This is a genomic window from Streptomyces sp. NPDC002054, assembly GCF_040296685.1.
Classification (GTDB): Bacteria; Actinomycetota; Actinomycetes; order Streptomycetales; family Streptomycetaceae; genus Streptomyces.
In genome coordinates this window covers 25,390-42,162 of the sequence record NZ_JBEOXT010000039.1, presented here as the reverse complement: position 1 = coordinate 42,162, position 16,773 = coordinate 25,390, and the positions used below count along the sequence as shown (strand labels likewise).

The window sequence follows — 16,773 nt, the reverse complement described above, 5'->3', positions numbered from 1 at the left end:
GCTATGTGAAGCGTTCGCGATCAAGCGGTTAGTTTGGGGTGCGTCAAAGGGAGGGGGACCCGGGCGTGGAGCGCAGGTCAATCGGGGCGTCGGCGCTGACGGTGGGCGCGATCGGACTCGGCTGCATGCCGATGAGCTGGGCGTATGCGGCCTCACGGCGGGACGGGGCGCGGTCGCTGGCCGCTGTGCACGCGGCCCTCGATCTGGGGGCGAACCTGCTCGACACGGCCGATATGTACGGGCCGTTCACCAATGAGCTGCTGCTCGGCCGGGTGCTGCGGGAGCGGCGGGCCGAGGCCTTTGTGTCCACCAAGGCGGGCTTGATGGTGGGCGATCAGCATGTGGTGGCCAACGGCCGCCCTCCTCATATACGCCGGGCCTGTGACGCCTCGCTGCGGCGACTTCAGACCGATGTGATCGACCTGTACCAGCTGCACCGGGTGGATCCGGAGGTTCCGGTGGAGGAGACCTGGGGGGCGATGGCGGAACTGGTGGCCGCCGGAAAGGTGCGGGCGCTGGGTTTCTGCGCGGTCGGGGCGGGCGCGGGGCCGGGGGCCGGGCGGCGCGGCGACCGGTCGTACGCCGTGACGATCGGGCAGTTGGAGCGGGCCCAGCAGGTGTTCCCGGTGAGCGCGGTGCAGGCGGAGCTGTCGGTGTGGTCGCCGGAGGCGGTCTGGCAGCTGCTGCCGTGGTGCGCGGCGCGGGGGGTGGGGTTCCTGGCGGCGATGCCGTTGGGCAGCGGGTTCCTGACCGGGACGCTGACGCCGGGGCAGGGCTTCGAGGCGGACGATGCGCGGGCCCGGCATCCGCGGTTCACGGCGGAGGCGATGGCGGCGAACCAGGTGCTGGTGGCGGGCCTGCGGCGGGTGGCCGCGCGGCACGGTCCGCAGGTCACGGCGGCGCAGGTGGCGCTGGCGTGGGTGCTGGCGCAGGGGCCGCATGTGGTGCCGGTGCCGGGGGCCGAGCGGGCGGCGTGGGCGGTGGAGAACGCGCGGGCCGCGGAGGTACTGCTGACGGCGGCGGACCTGGCGGAGATCGCGGCGCTCCCGGTGGCAGTGGGAGCCTGGGACTAGCGCGTCCGGCCACCGCCGTGTGGGCACACGGCACACGGCCCGCAGCCGTGTGGGCAATCGTGCCGCAGGGCGGCACGGGTGGGCACACGGCACGACGGCCCGCACCGGCCGCGCAGCGTGCACCGCAGCGGTGCCCGGGCTGGGCGGGGTATGGGCCGCTGGGCGGTGGTGTCCCGGTGTGCCCACCCGTCCCGCCCTGCGGGACGATTGCCCACACCGCAGCCGGGCGGGGGTGTCCCCGTGTGCCCACGCGTCCCGCCCTGCGGGACGATTGCCCACACCGACGGAGGGAGCCGGGATGCGGAACGGAATGGTGCGGGGCGCGGTGGTTGCCGCGGCGCTGTTGCTGGCGGGGTGTTCGGCGGAGCCGGCCGGGGGTAGGCCGGCGGGCCCGACCTCGCCGCCGGGCACGGCTTCGGGCGGGCCGACCGCCTCCCCCACGGCGCCCCCCGCCAAGGGAGCGGTGACGGTGTCCGGCGAGGTGGCCAAGGGACTGGAGTCGCCCTGGGGGGTGGCCCCGCTGCCGGACGGTGATCTGCTGGTGGCCTCCCGGGACAAGGGGACGATCAGCCGGGTGGACGTGAAGACCGGCAAGTCGGCGGTGATCGGCGAGGTGCCGGGGGTGGCCCCGGCCGGCGAGGGCGGGCTGCTGGGCTTGGCGCTGTCGCCTTCCTTCGCCTCGGACCGGATGGTCTATGCGTACTTCACCACGGAGTCCGACAACCGGATCGCCCGGCTTCGGTATGACGAGCAGCGACCGCCGGGTCAGCAACTGGGCGCTCCGGACACCGTGTTCCGGGGCATTCCGAAGGGGCTCGTCCACAACGGTGGCCGGATCGCGTTCGGCCCGGACAAGATGCTGTACGTGGGGACGGGCGAGACCGGTGACACCGGGCTCGCGCAGGACAAGACCTCGCTGGGCGGCAAGATCCTGCGGATGACCCCGGATGGGGAGCCGGTGCACGGGAATCCTGAGGCCGACTCGGTCGTCTACTCCTATGGGCACCGCAATGTGCAGGGCCTGGCCTGGGACCGGGACCGGCGCCTGTGGGCGGCGGAGTTCGGGCAGCAGGCCTGGGACGAGCTCAATCTGATCGAGCCGGGCGGGAACTACGGCTGGCCGGAGGCGGAGGGGAAGGCGGGCAAGGCCGGGTTCAAGGATCCGGTGGCCCAGTGGAAGACCGACGAGGCCTCGCCGAGCGGGATCGCCTGGGCGGCCGGCTCGGTGTGGATGGCCGGGCTGAAGGGCGAGCGGCTGTGGCGGATCCCGCTGGCCGGCGCGACCCCGGTGGCCGAGCCCGAGGCCTTCCTCACCGGGAAGTACGGCCGACTGCGGACCGTGGTGGCCCTCGGCGGGGACCGGCTGCTGCTGGTCACGAGCGAGACTGACAGAAGGGGTTCGCCGGAGGCGGGCGACGACCGGATCCTGACCCTGACCGTGCGGTGATCAGCCGGCCCCGACGGGGCCGAAAGGGGGGGCACGTGTTCAACATGATCGAGCAGCTGTTCAGCCCGGGACGCAAGCACACGGACGAGGAGAAGAAGCGGCTGGAGCTGTCCCGGGTCGACGTGAACGACGGCGACCCGGGGAAGGGCCCGATAGATCTCGATTACGGCGCGGTGGTCATACGCGTCCCGGCGCAGCCTCCGCAGGAGGACTGACCGGGGCGAACAGGCGGAGGCGGTGGGCGAGGGCGGCGGCTTCGCCGCGGCCCGCGACACCCAGCTTGGCCAGGATGTTGGACACGTGGACGCTGGCGGTCTTCGGTGAGATGAAGAGCTCCTCGGCGACCTGACGGTTGGTCTGTCCGGCGGCGACCAGCCGCAGGACGTCCCGCTCGCGGCTGGTGAGCCCCAGTGCCTCCACCGGATCGGTGTCGGCCGCGGGCCGGTCCGGCGTCTCGTGGGCGGTGAGCGGGAGCCGGGCGCGCTGCGCAAGCAGGGCGAGGTCCTCGCGGAGCCGGCGGGCGCCGAGGCGCTCGGCGTCGGCGCAGGCGGCGCGGAGCAGGCCGACGGCCCGCTGCCGGTCGCCGCCGGCGGTGAGCAGTGCCTCGCCGAGCCGGTGGCGGGCCCGGGCCAGCAGGTACGGGCGCTCCAGCGGGCGGACCCGTTCCTCGACCGCGGTCCAGTCGGCCACGGCGTCCCGGCCCTCGGCGCGCAGGAGTTCGGCGCGGACGTACTCGGCGTGGGCCGCCCACACCGGGGCCGGGGTGGCCAGCCCGCGGGTGGCGTCGCGGATCAGCCGGACGGCGGCGTCCCGGCCGGCGTCGGCGGACGGCAGGCCCCGGGCGTCCGCTTCGGCGGTGGCCGCCGCCAGCAGCAGCGGCCAGGCGTAGCGGTGGCTGGCGAGCGGGAAGCCGTAGCCGACGGCTTCGGCGAATTCGGTGCGGACCTCGGCCGGCCGGCCCTCCCCCGCGGCCAGGCCGACCGCCAGCCGGTAGAGCGGGATGCGGTGCTGGGGCTGGGTGTCGTGGGTGCCGAAGTGCTCGTGGGCGGCGGCGAGCCGGGTGGCCGCCTCGGTCAGTTCACCGCGGGCCAGGGCGAGGTAGCCCAGGCGTGCGGAGGCCGAGCCGCGGGGCGCCGCGCTCTGGCCGACGTGCAGTGCGCGCCGGGCGGCCTCGGCGGCCTCCTCCCAGCGGCCGAGGCTGTACAGGCTCTCGGCCATGTTTCCGCAGAGCCAGGCCTCGGCGTCCAGCAGCCGGGCCTTGGCGACGATCTGCACACCCTGCTGTGCCAGTTCCACGGCTTCCCGGGACCGGCCCCAGGCCTCCAATTGGGAGGTGAAGTTGATGTACGCGCGTCCGGCGAGCAGCGGGACGCCGAGTGCGGTGGCCCGTTCGATGACCGAGCGCATCTCGGCGAACCCCTGCGCGGGGTCTCCGGAGTCGGTGCGCAGGCAGCCGACGGTGATCCGGGCGTTGAGTTCGGTCTCCTCGGCGCCGACCATACGGGCGTACTCGGCGGCGCGTTCCGCAGCCGCGAGGTTGTCGGGGCCGGGGCTGTGGACCATGCCCCAGCCAGCGGCCTTGACGAGGACTTCGGCGTGCACCTGGGACGGGGGCAGCCCCCGGACGAGTTCCTGGGCGATGCCCAGCTCCTTCCAGCCGTCGCCGCGGGCGAGGCTGGCGACGAGCCCGGAGCGTTCGGTCCAGAACCAGGCGGCGCGCAGCAGGTCCTGGTCGGCGGCGGCGTCCTCCAGCATCTGCAGCGCGATCTTGGTGAGCTTCAGGGCGCGTTCGCGTTCGCCGCCGAACCGGGCCGCGACGGTGGCCTCGGCCAGCAGGTCGAGCCGTTGCAGCGGGGTGGTCGCCGGATCGCAGCCGCACGGAGGGTACACCTCGGTGTAGTCGGCGGGGCGCAGCCCCTCGCGGACCTCGTCCGGGGCGCTGTCCCACAGGTCCAGGGCGCGTTCCAGCAGGCGCAGTTGCTCGGAGTAGGCGTGCCGGCAGCGGGCGGCCACCGAGGCCTGAAGTGCTGCGGGCAGCGCCTTGGCCGGGTCGTTGGCGTAGTACCAGTAGCTGGCCAGCCGGATGATCCGCTCCTCGGCGCGGACCAGGGTGCCGTCGGCTTCCAGGGCTTCGGCGTAGCGGCGGTTGACGCGGGAGCGTTCGCCGGGCAGGAGGTCGTCGCTGACGGCCTCGCGGACCAGGGAGTGCCGGAAGCGGTAGCCGTCGCCGTCGGGGGTGGCGAGCAGGATGTTGGCGCCGACGGCGGCCCGCAGGGCCTCGATGAGTTCGTCCTCGGTCAGCCCGGCGACGGCGCGCAGCAGCGGGTATTCGATGGTGGAGCCGCCTTCGGCGACGATCCGGGCGACTCGCTGGGCGGCCTCGGGCAGCACCTCGACGCGGACCAGCAGCAGGTCGCGGAGGTTTTCGGTGAGGCCGGTGCGGCAGCCGTTCCCCATGCAGGCGACGAGTTCCTCGACGAAGAAGGCGTTGCCGTCGGAGCGGTCGAAGACGGTGTCGACAAGGGACTCGTCGGGCTGGGAGGCGAGGATGCCGGCGAGCTGGCGGCGGACTTCGCCCCGGTTGAAGCGGGGCAGCTCGACCCGCTGGACGGTGCGCAGCCGGTCGAGTTCGGCGAGCAGCGGTCGCAGCGGGTGGCGGCGGTGGATGTCGTCGGCGCGGTAGGTGGCGAGGACGACCAGCCGGCCGCTGATGAGGGTGCGGAAGAGGTAGGCGAGCAGGTGCCGGGTGGAGGTGTCGGCCCAGTGCAGGTCTTCCAGGACGAGGACGACGGTGCGGTCGGCGGCGAGGCGTTCCAGCAGCCTGGCCGTCAGTTCGAAGAGACGGTGGGTGCTTTCCTCGTCGTGCGGGCCGCGGGGGGTGTCGCCGAGTTCGGGGAGAATCCGGGCCAGCTCGTCCTCCTGGCCGGCGGCTGCGGTGGCGAACTCGTCCGGGAGGCGGCGGCGCAGGGTGCGCAGGGCCGTGGAAAAGGGGGCGAAGGGAAGTCCCTCCGCCCCTATCTCCACACAGCCTCCGACGGCCATGACGGCGCCGTACCGGGTCGCCTCGCCCAGGAACTCCTCGGTGAGTCGGGTCTTCCCGACCCCGGCCTCGCCGGCTATCAGAAGGGCCTGCGGCTCTCCGCCGGCGGCCCGGGCCAGTGCGTCGGTGAGTACGGCCAGTTCGTCGGCGCGGCCGACGAACACCGGGCTGACAGATCTGGTCTCCACGCCGCCGAGCATGGCACAGACGTCCTGCTCGCCGGCACTTGTTATCGGTGCGCTTCTCATCACGTGTCAGATCACACGGGTCGCGGCGCGGGCTACGCGGCGGCGGTGAAGCGGTTCCGGTCCTCCCTCGCCGCCGACGCGGGCTCCTGGCCCCGCGCCGACCCGCGGCGCGCCTTCTTGGCCTGCTGGACCTGGCGGTACGCGTCGGCCTGGCGGATGAAGTCGGCGCGGCGGGTGGCGGCGATCTCGTGCGCGAACATCTCGTTCTCTCCCCGGTTCGTTTCTCTTGCACCTCGTTCGGTGTGGTTCAAGATTCGCGTCCCAGGGGGTGCCGGCACATCGGGAGCATGCCGCATGTGTGCGGGGCGGGGGTCCTTAGACCCGGGACCGCAGGCCTTAGGCCTTACGGCCTTAGCCGGCGGCCTTCGGGAGGGGGGTGAGGACGTCGAAGTACATGAGGCCGAAGAGCAGGACACCAAGGGCTCCGAGGGCGAAGGCGGCCCAGGAGACGGCCCTGACCCAGGTGGGGTTGAAACGGCCGGGGGCGCCGAAGGAGGGCCCGGCCAGGACGAGCATGCCGAGGATCAGGGCGAGGGCCGAGAAGCAGCCGTTGACCAGGGCGGTGAGGTGCCAGGCGTCGCCGTACAGGGCGTCGATCTTGGCCTCGGTGCTCGCCGCGTTGACGGACTCGATCTGGCCGACGAGGGTCTGGCGCTCGGCGAGTACCCGGGAGACCCAGCTGCCGGTGAGGGCGATGACGGAGAGTCCGGCGCCGGCCAGGGCGGCGGCTGCGGCGCCGACTCCGGTCGGGCGGTCCTCCGGCTCCGGCTCCAGCTCCGGCTCCTCGTCGTGAGCGTCGAGGCCGTCAGCGCCTTCGACGGGCTCAGCGGCCTCGGCGGGCTCGACGAGTTCCTCGGGCGCCGCGTCAGTCTTGGCGGCAGTGGGGGTTGTGGTGTCCATGCGGGGCACCGTAGGCGCCCCGCATGAGAGCTTCCTGAGAGACGAGGGAGATCAGGCCTTGGGCCACTCGTGGGCGAGGACCGACCAGATCTCGGTGCTCTGGCGGACCCCGCGGTGGCGGAAGTTCTCGCGCAGCACGCCCTCCCGCGTGAAGCCCAGCCGCTCGGCAACGGCGATGCTCTTGGCGTTGGCGGAGGAGACGTGCCACTCCACCCGGTGCATGCCGCGGGTGTGGAAGGCCCAGTCGATCAGGACCCGGCAGGCGGCGGTGACCAGGCCGCGGCCGGCCGCGGCGGGCTCCAGCCAGCAGCCGACCTCGCACACGCCCTGCTCCGCGTCGAAGGCGGGGAAGAGGACCCCGCCGCGCAGGGTGCCGTCGACCCGGATGCCGTAGAGGCGGGCGCCGTCGGCGGCGGCCTTCGCGGCGTTCGTGCCGAGCAGGTTCCGGGCTGATTCCAGGTCGGTGGCCCGGTCCGGGAAGGGCACGTGCACGCCGATGAACTCACGGCCGCGGTCGATGTGCGCCAGGAACTCCTCGGCGTGCCAGACCTCGAGCGGGAAGAGCTGGGCGTCATCGGCCAGGTCTATGGAGAACATGCGGGCTCCTTACGGCGCACGGCCGTGGGACTGGAACGGTCAGTGGGAGGCGGCTTCCGCGGGATCGTCGGTGGGCCGCTGCGCTGGCAGTTTGCCATGCGGACGGCTCTCGGGCGGCTCAATACTGATCTTGGGCAGCCGGCGGTCGAGCCAGTCGGGCAGCCACCAGTTCGCGCCGCCCAGCATGTGCATGAGGGCGGGGACGAGGAGGGTGCGCAGGACGAAGGCGTCCAGGGCGACGGCCACGGCGAGGGCGATGCCGAACATGGCGATCAGCCGGTCGCCGCTGAGGACGAAGGCGAGGAAGACGGAGATCATGATGACGGCCGCCGAGTTGATCACCCGGCTGGTCTCGGCCAGGCCGACCCGGACGGCACGCCGGTTGTCGCCGGTCTCCAGCCATTCCTCGTACATCCGGCTGACCAGGAAGACCTGGTAGTCCATGGACAGTCCGAAGAGCACCGAGACCATGATCACGGGCAGGAAGGGCTCGATCGGCCCGGCGCTGCCCAGGCCCAGCAGTTCGCTGCCCCAGCCCCACTGGAAGATCGCCACGACCACGCCGAAGGAGGAGGCGACGGCGGCGACGTTCATCAGGGCCGCCTTCACCGGGATCCCGATGGACCGGAAGGCGAGCAGCAGCAGGACACAGCCCAGGGCGATCACCACGCCGACGAACAGCGGCAGCTTGCCGATGATCACCTCGGCGAAGTCGTCGTAGCCGGCGGTCACCCCGCCGACGTACACCTCCATGCCGGTGCCCGCTTCGGCGCGCGGGACGACGTCCTGGCGGAGCCGGTCGACCAGCTCGCTGGTGTCCCGGGACTGCGGGGCGGATTCCGGTACGACGGTCAGGACGGCGGTGTCCCCGCTGCGGTTGACCACGGCGGGCCCGGCGGAGGCGACCCCCTCGGTGTTCCTCAGGGCTGCGCCGAGCCGGTCCAGGGCGACCCGGTCGCCCGCGTCGCCCAGGTGCGCGACCACTGCCAGGGGGCCGTTCGTGCCGGGGCCGAAGCCCTCGGCGAGCAGGTCGTAGGCCTGCCGGGTGGTGGCGGTGGCCGGGTTGTTGCCCTGGTCGGAGGTGCCGAGGTGGAGGGAGAGGGTGGGCAGGGCCAGTACCACCATGACGAGGGCGGCGACCAGGCCGAGCAGCTTGGGGTGCCGTTCCACGAAGGCGGACCAGCGGGCGGCGAACCCGCTGGGCCCTTCGGGCTGCGGACCGTGCTCGGCGAGCCTGCGGCGTTCGCGGCGGGAGAGCGCGCGCATCCCGATGTACGAGAGGAGGGCGGGCAGCAGCGTCACCGAGGCGGCGACCGTGAGGACCACGGTGAGCGAGGCGGCCAGCGCGACGCCGTTGAGGAAGTCCAGGCGGAGCACCAGCATGCCGAGCAGGGCGATGCAGACGGTGGCGCCGGCGAAGACCACGGCCCGGCCGGTGGTGGCCACCGCGGTCCGGGCGGCCTCCTCGACCGGGAGGCCGCGCTGGAGGCCCTTGCGGTGCCGGGTGACGATGAACAGCGCGTAGTCGATGCCGACGCCGAGGCCGACCAGGGTGCCGAGCATGGGGGCGAAGTCGGCGACCGGCATGGCGTGCCCGAGCAGGCTGATGCCGGAGTAGGCGGTGCCGACGCTGACCAGGGCGGTCGCGATGGGCAGCAGGCTGGCGGCGAGCGAGCCGAAGGCGAGGAAGAGGACCAGGGCGGCGACGGCCACGCCGATGACCTCGGCGAGGTGGGCGCCGGGCGCCTCGGTGAGTCCGATGGCCCGGCCGCCGAGCTCGACCTGGAGGCCGTCTGCCTCGGTCTGCGGGTTCTTGGCGGCCTTGACGACCGCCGCGGCCTGGGCCTTGGGGACCGCGTCGGCCGGCCGGTCGAAGGTGACCACGGCGTAGGCGGTGCGCCCGTCGGCGCTGATCCGGGTCGCCCCGTCGGGGCCGCCGTAGGGGCCGGCGACCGAGCCGACGCCGGGGAGTCCGGCGATGGTGTCGAGGGCGGCGGTCATGCGCTGCTCGACGTCGGGAGCACGGACGGTCCGGTCCGGCGGGGTGCGCCAGACGACGGTGTCGGTGTCGCCGCCCTGGCCGTGGAAGCCTTCACGGAGCAGGTCGGCGGCCTTGCCGGACTCGGTGCCGGGGACCTCGTAGTTGTTGGAGTACGCACTTCCGGCGGTGGCGGCGGTCGCCGCGGTGCCGCCGAGGGCGATCAGCCAGAGCAGGACGACGACGAGGCGGTGCCGCAGACACCACCGTGCGATTGCTGCCAACGGATCGTGCTCCCCTGGTGGTGGCTCGGATCTTCACCGGGACGGCCCGACGCAGAACGCATGAACGCAGGAGACCTGTGGACCTGTGGCCCTGTTGCCCTAGGGGGTCGCCCTGGGTGGTCTCCACCGACACGATCGCAGCGATTGGTGATCGTTGGCCCGATTCGTGCGCATCGTCACAGGACTGCGGTGGTGTGCGGGACCTTGTACCCGGGGACGGAAGGCCAGCGGACCGTCAGGACGACCGTGTCCTCCTCCGCGCACCAGGAATGATCGACTCCGCGGCCCCAGACCACATAGTCGCCCTGCTCGGCGAGGACGACCGTGCGCTCGGGGAACTCCAGCCGGAAGCGCCCGCTGATGAGGACCTGGAGGGCGGTGCGCTGCTCGCCCCGCACCCACTGGGCGCGTTCCTCGCCCTTGGCGTGCATTCCCCACTTGATCTCGACGTCCCCGCTGTGGCGGGGGCCGTCGGGGTCCTTGAAGTGGCCGAGGAGCCAGCCGTGGTCGAGGGCGGCGTCGGCGGCGGCCCGGCCGACGTAGACGTTGTCGCTCATGGAAAGCGAGGCTAATCCAGTTGCGAGCCCGGGCGGGCGGCTGGTCGGCTGCGCGGATGCGGATGACGACGGATGGCGTACAGGTACGGGCCCGGTACGACGCGGAGATGCGGCGCGGGGCGCAGCCCGAGGGGCCGGGTGCGGTGGTGGAGCGGGCCGGGCAGGTGGTCCGGCACAGCGCGCCGGGCCTCGGCTTCAACGCGGTGCTCTGGTCGGACCTGACGGATCAGACCGCGGACGCCGCGATCGCCGAGCAGGTGGCGTTCTTCGCGGGGCGCGGCGCGGACGAGTTCGAGTGGAAGCTGTACGACCACGACGGCCCGGCGGATCTGGGGGCGCGGCTGGCTGCGGCCGGGCTGGTGCCGGAACCTCCGGAGACGCTGATGGTGGCACGGGTGGCGGACCTGACCGCGCGGTCGGCGGACGGCGGCAGCCCGGCGCTGCCGGAGGGGGTGACCCTGGTACCGGTGACGGACGCGGCCGGGGTGGAGCTGATGATGGCGGCGCACGAGGCGGCCTTCGGGGAGTCCATGCCGCGCCTGCACCACCAGGTCCTGACCCGGCTCACCGAGGAGCCGGACACCCTCGCCGCGGTGGTGGCCATGGCGGCCGGCCGCCCGGTGAGCGCGGCCCGCATCGAGATGCCGGCCGGGGCCTCGTTCGCCGGCCTGTGGGGCGGCGGCACCGCCCCCGAGTGGCGGGGCCGCGGCATCTACCGCGCCCTGGTCGCCCACCGCGCCCGCATCGCCGCCGACCGCGGCATCCGCTACCTCCAGGTCGACGCCTCCGACCAGAGCCGGCCGATCCTGGAGCGCCTGGGCTTCGAGGTGCTGGGCGTCACCACGCCGTACGTCTGGACGGCGGCGTAGCGGGCCGCGATGACGAAGGTGACGCTGATCAGCAGGGACCAGGCGGCGAACTTGGCGAGCGGCACCGGCTGCCAGCCGTCGAGCTGGTCGGGGTAGCTCCAGGCCCCCGCGTAGGTCGCGGCGTTCTCGGCGACCCAGAGGAAGAACCCGATCAGTACGAAGGCCAGGGACAGCGGCATCCGGTACCGGACGGCGCCCACGGTGTAGTGCACCCAGGTGCCCCACAGGGCGAGGAGCAGCAGGGCGGCCAGGGGCCAGCGGAGGTCGGGCAGCCAGTGGTGGGTGAAGAAGTTGAGGTAGACGAGGGCGGCCAGGACTGCCATCGGCCGCGCCCGGTACCGGTCCAGGGAGAGGTCCATCAGCCGCCAGGCGCGGCACACGTAGCTGCCGACGGCCGCGTAGAGGAAGCCGCCGTACAGCGGGACGCCCGCCACCTTGGTGAGGGCCTCCTCCGGGTAGACCCAGGACCCCATCTGCACCTTGACCAGCTCGAAGAGCAGCCCGATGACGTGGCAGGCGGCGATCACGGCGGTATCGCGGGCGCTGTCCCAGCCGGCCTTGCGGGCCAGCACGGTCAGGCCGACCCCGTAGAGCAGGACCAGGTCGTAGCGGGCCACCGGCAGCTCGGGCAGCAGCCCCGACGCCCCGATCCCGAGCACCAGGGCAACGGGAAAGGCACAGCAGCGTGCCTGCAGCAACCCGAAGCGCAGCAGCTGGCCGGCCGGGTTCGCGGGCTGAGGGGTCTCGTTCGGGCGCATGTTCCCGCAGACGCCCGGAGCCGCCCGCGGGGTTCCGGCCCGGGACGCCCTGGGGGGCGGCCCGGGCGGAGGGTCGCGGGGGAGCTACGCAGCGGCGCCGCGGGGGGCGTCGCGCCAGTAGCCCAGGCTGTCCAGTCGGGACTTGGGCAGGCCGAGGTCCTTGCGGAGCCAGGAGGTCAAGGCGCGGGTGGTGGCGGTGTCGCAGGCCAGCCAGACGTACGCGGCGGCCGGATCCGGTGCCAGCGCCGGGAGTTCGGCCTTGACCCGCTCGACCAGGGCCGCGCCGCCGCGCTCGCGGGGGATCCGGCGGATCTCGTGCCGGGCGGGGTCCAGCCGGACCGGAAGTTCCGCGTCCGAGGCGTGCTGCGTCTCGAACCACACCGTGGCGGGGGTGTCCGGAAAGGCGTCCAACAGGGAGTTGACCGCGGGCAGCGAGGCCGCATCCCCGATCACCAGCAGCCGCTCGGGCGCGGGCGCGGGCCGGACGAAGCCGGTGCCCTGGACCGTGGCCTCGATGGTGTCCCCCGGCGCCGCGCATCGCGCCCAGTTGCTGGCCGCGCCGTCGTGCAGGGCGAATTCCAGCGAGAAGGTGCCGGCCGCCGGGTCGGGATCGACCAGGGTATAGGCCCGCTGGTGCGGTTTGCCGTGGTCCTGGAACCACAGCCGCACCCACATGGTCGGGTGCAGGGACTCCCCGGCCGCCGCCAGCAGTCCGCCGTCGGTGAAGCCGACCCGCCGGTAGTCCGCCGTGACCTGTTCCGCCCCGGTCACAGTGAACGTAAAGTCCTTGGCGCGCAGGAGTTTGAGGACCACGCCCTCCCAGCCCTTGCCCACAGCCATGTCCGTCCGCCCCTTTCCCGGCACCCTATAGTTAGGTCAGCCTAACCTGACGCGCCTGGGGGTACGTGTGAGCAGTGCGAGCGAAGCGACCGTTGCGGACCACGAGGTGTACCGGGACGCCCATGGCATCCCCCATCTCCGCGCCGCCGGACCACGCGAACTCGCCTACGCCCAGGGCCGGATCACCGCCCTCGACCGGGCCTGGCAGCTGGAGACCGCCCGCCACCGCGCGCAGGGCTCCACCGCCGCGTTCCTCGGCCCCGCCGCCGTCGCCTGGGACCGGTTCGCCCGCCAGGCGCGGCTGGCGGACACCGCCCGGCGCTGCTTCGACGCCCTGGATCCGGAGACCGCCGACTGGGTCCGGGCGTACGTGGCCGGGGTGAACGCCGGGCTCACGAGAGGGGCGGCCCGCGACCCCCGGTTCGCGGACACCGGCCTCTCCCCCACCCCCTGGGACCCCTGGGTTCCGCTCGCCGTCTGGGTCTCCACCCACATCCTGTTCGCCGGCTTCCCCACCAAGCTGTGGCGCGACCGGGTCGCCCGCACCCTCGGCGACGCCGCCGTCCCGCTGTTCGCCGCCGACCACCCCGGCAGCTGCGGCAGCAACGGCTGGCTGGTCCCCGGGGACCGCACGGTCAGCGGCTCGGCGATCCTCGCGGGCGACCCCCACCGGACCATCGAGGACCCGGGCGTCTACCAGCAGATACGTCTCTGCTGCCCGGAGTACGACGTCCTCGGCCTCGCCGTCCCCGGAGTGCCCGGCATCGCCCACTTCGGCCACACCGGCACCGCGGCCTGGGCCATCACCAACGCCATGGCCGACTACCACGACCTGTACGTCGAGGAGTTGCGGGAGGACGGCCACGGCCGGCTGCTGGCCCGCGCCGCCGACGACACCTGGGAGCCGGTCGCCCGCCACACCGAGACCCTCACCGTCAAGGACGGCGAAACGTTCCTCCATCTCGAGGTGGAGGTGCTGGAGACCGCGCACGGCCCGGTCGTCGTCAGGCAGGGGATCGACGGGGCGGAACAGGACCTGAGCCTGCGCTACCCGCCCCGGGTCTGCGAGGACCTCGGCTTCGCCGCGCTGCCCGCGCTGCTGCGCGCCCGTACGGTCGCCGACGTCGACCGCGCGCTCGACGGCTGGGCCGAGCCCGTCAACGTGGTCCTCGCCGCCGACTCCGCGGGCGGCCTGCTGCACCGGGTCGCGGGCGCCGTCCCGCTGCGCGACCCCGCCAACCGGCTGCGGCCGGTGCCTGCCTGGGAGCCGCAGTACGCCTGGCAGGGCTGGGCCGCGACCGTCACCGAGCCGGTGCAGGGCTTCGCCGTGATGGCGAACGCGCGCGGCATCGCCTCCCCGTACGGCGTGGAGTTCGCCCCCGGCCACCGCGCGCACCGCATCCGCGAACTGCTCAGCGGCTCGGCCGGCTGGTCGGCCAAGGACATGGCGGAGATCCACCGGGACACCCACCTCGCCGCCGCCGGCCCGCTCCTCGCCCCGCTGCCCGCCCTCGACGGCCTCGGCCCGGCTGCCTCTGCCGTACGCGAGCGGCTGCTCGGCTGGGACCGCCGGATGGCGGCGGACAGTACGGACGCGGCCCTCTTCGCCGCCTACCGCTCCGCCCTCGCCCGGCGGATCGCCGCCGACCCGCTGTTCGCGGAGCTGGCCGGCCCGCCGACCGGGCCGGAGGTGCTGCACGACTGGCAGCTGCTCCTGCCGAAGACCGGCTACGCGCTGGAGGGCCTGCTGATCAGCCCCCTCCTCCCGGAGCTGGACCGCACGGCCCATGTCCGGGCGGCCCTGGAGGACACGGCGGCCACCTTCCGCGACGTGCCGTGGTCCGAGCTCCACCGCCTCGCCCCCTGGCAGGCCCTGCCGGACCCCGGGGCCTCCTGGCCGGGCCTGGCGGGCGACCACGACTGCGTCAACGCCACCTCCTCCGTCCCGGGCGTCACCGACCTGATCGTCCGCGCCTCGGCGGCCCGGTACGTCTGGGACCTGGCCCGGCGCGAGGACAGCCTGTGGGTGGTCCCACTGGGCGCAGACGGGGTCCCGGGCGACCCGCACCACCAGGACCAACTGCCGCTGTGGGCACGGGGCGAGCTGGTGCCGGTGGTCACCGACTGGGACCGGCTCAGCCGGGAGCCGTTTTTGTACGAGTGATGTACGTGTCGACGGGGCGTCAGGCTCCGTCCGACCGGGCAAGGACCCCGGCATGACAGACACCAACAAGCCCCGTCGTCACGCCTCTTGGATGGTCGTCGGCGTACTGGCGGCACATTTCCGCGGGCAGACGCCGTTCACCCAGGAAAGCCTGGCGGAACACCTGCACGTGGACCGCGAGACGGTCTCCTCGATGGAACAGGGCCGCCGCCTCCTTCAACCGAAGATGGCGGCGGCCCTCGACGAACTGTTCGACACGCGTGGGGCGTTGAGCAAAGCGCTGACGAAGGTCCCGAAGCGGGAGCGGTACCCAGCGTTCGCGATCGACTACATCGACCACGAACGTGATGCAGAGAGCCTGCTCTGGTACGAGAACCACGTGATCCCCGGGCTGCTTCAAACCCCAGAGTACGCAGCGGCGGTCTTCGGCTGCCTCTATCCGCCGCTGACGCCGGAGGAGGCTGAGCAGCACACGACATCACGACTGGCCCGGCAAACGCTGTTCAACCGCAAGCCGTGGCCGCCGATGATGCACTTCATCCTGGAACAGGTTGTCCTGGAGCGGCCGATCGGCGGCATGGAGGTGCTCCGCGGGCAGCTTCGACACCTACGGGAGATGGCGAAACTCCCCTTCCTCGGACTCCAGATCATCCCGACCAGCCGAACCACCCACGCTGGCCTCGCGGGACCGATGATCCTCCTGGAAACAGGCGACCACGACCAGCTTGCCTATCTGGAAGGCCAGCGCGTCAGCTTCCTGTTGGACGATCCCGACGACGTCCATTCCCTGCATCTCAAGTATGGGATGCTGCGTTCTCAGGCCCTTTCACTGGAGGACAGCATGGGCCTGCTGGACGACCTGCTAGGAGAGTCATGACGCACGAACTGGCCTGGTTCAAGTCGAGCTACAGCAGCGACGAGGGCGGCGCCTGCATCGAAGTTGCCTACCACTGGCGGAAGTCGAGCTATAGCGGCGACTCCGGCGGCAACTGCGTCGAAATCGCCGCGCACCCCGCCGCCGTCCACGTCCGGGACTCCAAGGTCGCCGACGGCCCGGTGCTCACCGTCTCACCGGCGATCTGGTCCGCCTTCCTCGCTGCCACCTGCTGAAGGGGGCTCTGGGAGACCCCGGTTGATCCGGGCCTGGTTGGCCCGGAGGCCGGTGGCGAGGCTGTGGTCATGACCGACAACAACAGCAATGTGACCGGCTTCCACGACCGTGTCGTCCTGATCACCGGCGGAACCCGCGGGATGGGCCTGGCCACCGCACGTCTGCTCCTGGAAGCCGGCGCCCACATCGTCATCACCGGCCGCGACGATGCCCGTCTCGACCGCGCGGCCGAAGAGCTGGACGAGGTCTCCGACCACGGCTCCCGTCTGCTCACCGTCCGGGCCGACTCCGCCAGCCTCACCGATCTCGACCGCCTGGGCGCCCTGATCCGCGACCGCCACGGACGCCTCGACGGGGTGTTCGCCAATGCCGGGGTCGGCGTGTTCCAGCGCAGTGGCGAGGTCACCGAGCAGGACTTCGACCTCAGCGTCGACGTCAACTTCAAGGGCGTGTTCTTCACGATCCAGAAGGTTCTGCCGCTGCTCGACGCGGCGGGTGGCGGTTCCGTCGTGATCAACGCCTCATGGACATTGCACCGGGGCATGGCCATCGCACCGGTGTACGCGGCAACCAAGGCCGCCGTCCACAATCTGGCCCGCACCCTGAGCAGTGATCTCGCCGGACGGGGCATCCGGGTCAACTCGATCAGCCCGGGCTACATCGTCACCGAGATGCTCCACACCGCCGTCCCGGACCCCGCCTCGCACGATGCCATCCGCGCCCAGGTGCCGCTGGGACGGCTCGGCCAGGCCGAGGACATCGCCGAGACCGTGGCCTTCCTCCTCTCCCCCCGGTCCTCGTACATCACCGCCCAGGACATCGTCGTCGACGGGGGCGTGGCGACCGCCGCCCCCGCCTCCTGACGGCACGCGTGACGGGTGGCTGCCTGGCCCCGGCAGGGCCAGGC

At 72.8% G+C, this 16,773-nt stretch carries 16 protein-coding genes; 8 read left to right on the top strand and 8 right to left on the bottom strand.

Annotated features, from left to right (window positions below):
* Positions 1-65: 65 nt before the first annotated feature.
* From ABT123_RS30255 to ABT123_RS30245, 3 genes are all read left to right on the top strand, one after another.
* Positions 66-1,073 carry an aldo/keto reductase gene (locus ABT123_RS30255; RefSeq protein WP_351320419.1) on the top strand — a complete coding sequence of 336 codons (1,008 nt, stop codon included), beginning with the start codon at positions 66-68 and terminating at the stop codon, positions 1,071-1,073.
* Positions 1,074-1,383: 310 nt separating this feature from the next.
* Positions 1,384-2,520 carry a PQQ-dependent sugar dehydrogenase gene (locus ABT123_RS30250; RefSeq protein WP_502971096.1) on the top strand — a complete coding sequence of 379 codons (1,137 nt, stop codon included), beginning with the start codon at positions 1,384-1,386 and terminating at the stop codon, positions 2,518-2,520.
* Between the two features lie 44 nt (positions 2,521-2,564).
* Positions 2,565-2,735, top strand: a complete 171-nt coding sequence (locus ABT123_RS30245; RefSeq protein ID WP_351320492.1) for a DUF6191 domain-containing protein — start codon at positions 2,565-2,567, stop codon at positions 2,733-2,735.
* On the opposite strand, the gene ABT123_RS30240 is transcribed toward ABT123_RS30245, so the two are convergent.
* The 6 genes from ABT123_RS30240 to ABT123_RS30215 form a co-directional block, all read right to left on the bottom strand.
* Positions 2,698-5,760, bottom strand: coding sequence for a helix-turn-helix transcriptional regulator (locus ABT123_RS30240; RefSeq protein WP_351320490.1), 3,063 nt, complete (start codon positions 5,758-5,760; stop codon positions 2,698-2,700). The genes ABT123_RS30245 and ABT123_RS30240 overlap by 38 nt on opposite strands.
* 80 nt (positions 5,761-5,840) lie before the next feature.
* A complete protein-coding gene (locus tag ABT123_RS30235) occupies positions 5,841-6,008 on the bottom strand; it encodes a hypothetical protein (RefSeq protein WP_351320415.1) in 168 nt (55 codons plus the stop codon).
* Between the two features lie 151 nt (positions 6,009-6,159).
* Positions 6,160-6,708, bottom strand: a complete 549-nt coding sequence (locus tag ABT123_RS30230; protein ID WP_351320413.1) for a hypothetical protein — start codon at positions 6,706-6,708, stop codon at positions 6,160-6,162.
* Between the two features lie 51 nt (positions 6,709-6,759).
* The gene (locus ABT123_RS30225) at positions 6,760-7,305 is read right to left on the bottom strand and encodes a GNAT family N-acetyltransferase (RefSeq protein WP_351320411.1); all 546 of its coding nucleotides are present in this window, start codon (positions 7,303-7,305) and stop codon (positions 6,760-6,762) included.
* Between the two features lie 39 nt (positions 7,306-7,344).
* Complete coding sequence (locus ABT123_RS30220; RefSeq protein ID WP_351320409.1) at positions 7,345-9,567, bottom strand: MMPL family transporter; 2,223 nt, start codon at positions 9,565-9,567, stop codon at positions 7,345-7,347.
* 176 nt (positions 9,568-9,743) lie between these two features.
* Entirely contained in the window at positions 9,744-10,124 is a 381-nt protein-coding gene (locus tag ABT123_RS30215) for a cupin domain-containing protein (protein ID WP_351320407.1), read from the bottom strand.
* 62 nt (positions 10,125-10,186) lie between these two features.
* Between ABT123_RS30215 and ABT123_RS30210 the strand changes: the two genes are divergently transcribed.
* Complete coding sequence (locus tag ABT123_RS30210) at positions 10,187-10,993, top strand: GNAT family N-acetyltransferase (RefSeq protein ID WP_351320488.1); 807 nt, start codon at positions 10,187-10,189, stop codon at positions 10,991-10,993.
* On the opposite strand, the gene ABT123_RS30205 is transcribed toward ABT123_RS30210, so the two are convergent.
* Complete coding sequence (locus tag ABT123_RS30205) at positions 10,891-11,751, bottom strand: DUF817 domain-containing protein (protein WP_351320405.1); 861 nt, start codon at positions 11,749-11,751, stop codon at positions 10,891-10,893. The two genes, ABT123_RS30210 and ABT123_RS30205, sit on opposite strands and share 103 nt — an antisense overlap.
* A gap of 84 nt (positions 11,752-11,835) precedes the next feature.
* Positions 11,836-12,591 (bottom strand): siderophore-interacting protein, encoded by a 756-nt coding sequence (locus tag ABT123_RS30200; protein ID WP_351320403.1) that lies wholly within the window; start codon positions 12,589-12,591, stop codon positions 11,836-11,838.
* A gap of 67 nt (positions 12,592-12,658) precedes the next feature.
* Between ABT123_RS30200 and ABT123_RS30195 the strand changes: the two genes are divergently transcribed.
* The 4 genes from ABT123_RS30195 to ABT123_RS30180 all read left to right on the top strand — a co-directional run bounded on the left by ABT123_RS30195 (position 12,659) and on the right by ABT123_RS30180 (position 16,729).
* Positions 12,659-14,755, top strand: a complete 2,097-nt coding sequence (locus ABT123_RS30195; protein ID WP_351320401.1) for a penicillin acylase family protein — start codon at positions 12,659-12,661, stop codon at positions 14,753-14,755.
* 52 nt (positions 14,756-14,807) lie between these two features.
* Positions 14,808-15,632 carry a helix-turn-helix domain-containing protein gene (locus ABT123_RS30190; RefSeq protein WP_351320399.1) on the top strand — a complete coding sequence of 275 codons (825 nt, stop codon included), beginning with the start codon at positions 14,808-14,810 and terminating at the stop codon, positions 15,630-15,632.
* Positions 15,629-15,865: a DUF397 domain-containing protein gene (locus ABT123_RS30185; protein ID WP_351320397.1), complete on the top strand. Its 237-nt coding sequence runs from the start codon at positions 15,629-15,631 to the stop codon at positions 15,863-15,865. Before ABT123_RS30190 ends, ABT123_RS30185 begins: the two co-directional genes overlap by 4 nt.
* A gap of 69 nt (positions 15,866-15,934) precedes the next feature.
* Positions 15,935-16,729, top strand: a complete 795-nt coding sequence (locus ABT123_RS30180; protein WP_351320395.1) for an SDR family NAD(P)-dependent oxidoreductase — start codon at positions 15,935-15,937, stop codon at positions 16,727-16,729.
* The last annotated feature ends 44 nt before the right edge of the window (positions 16,730-16,773 follow it).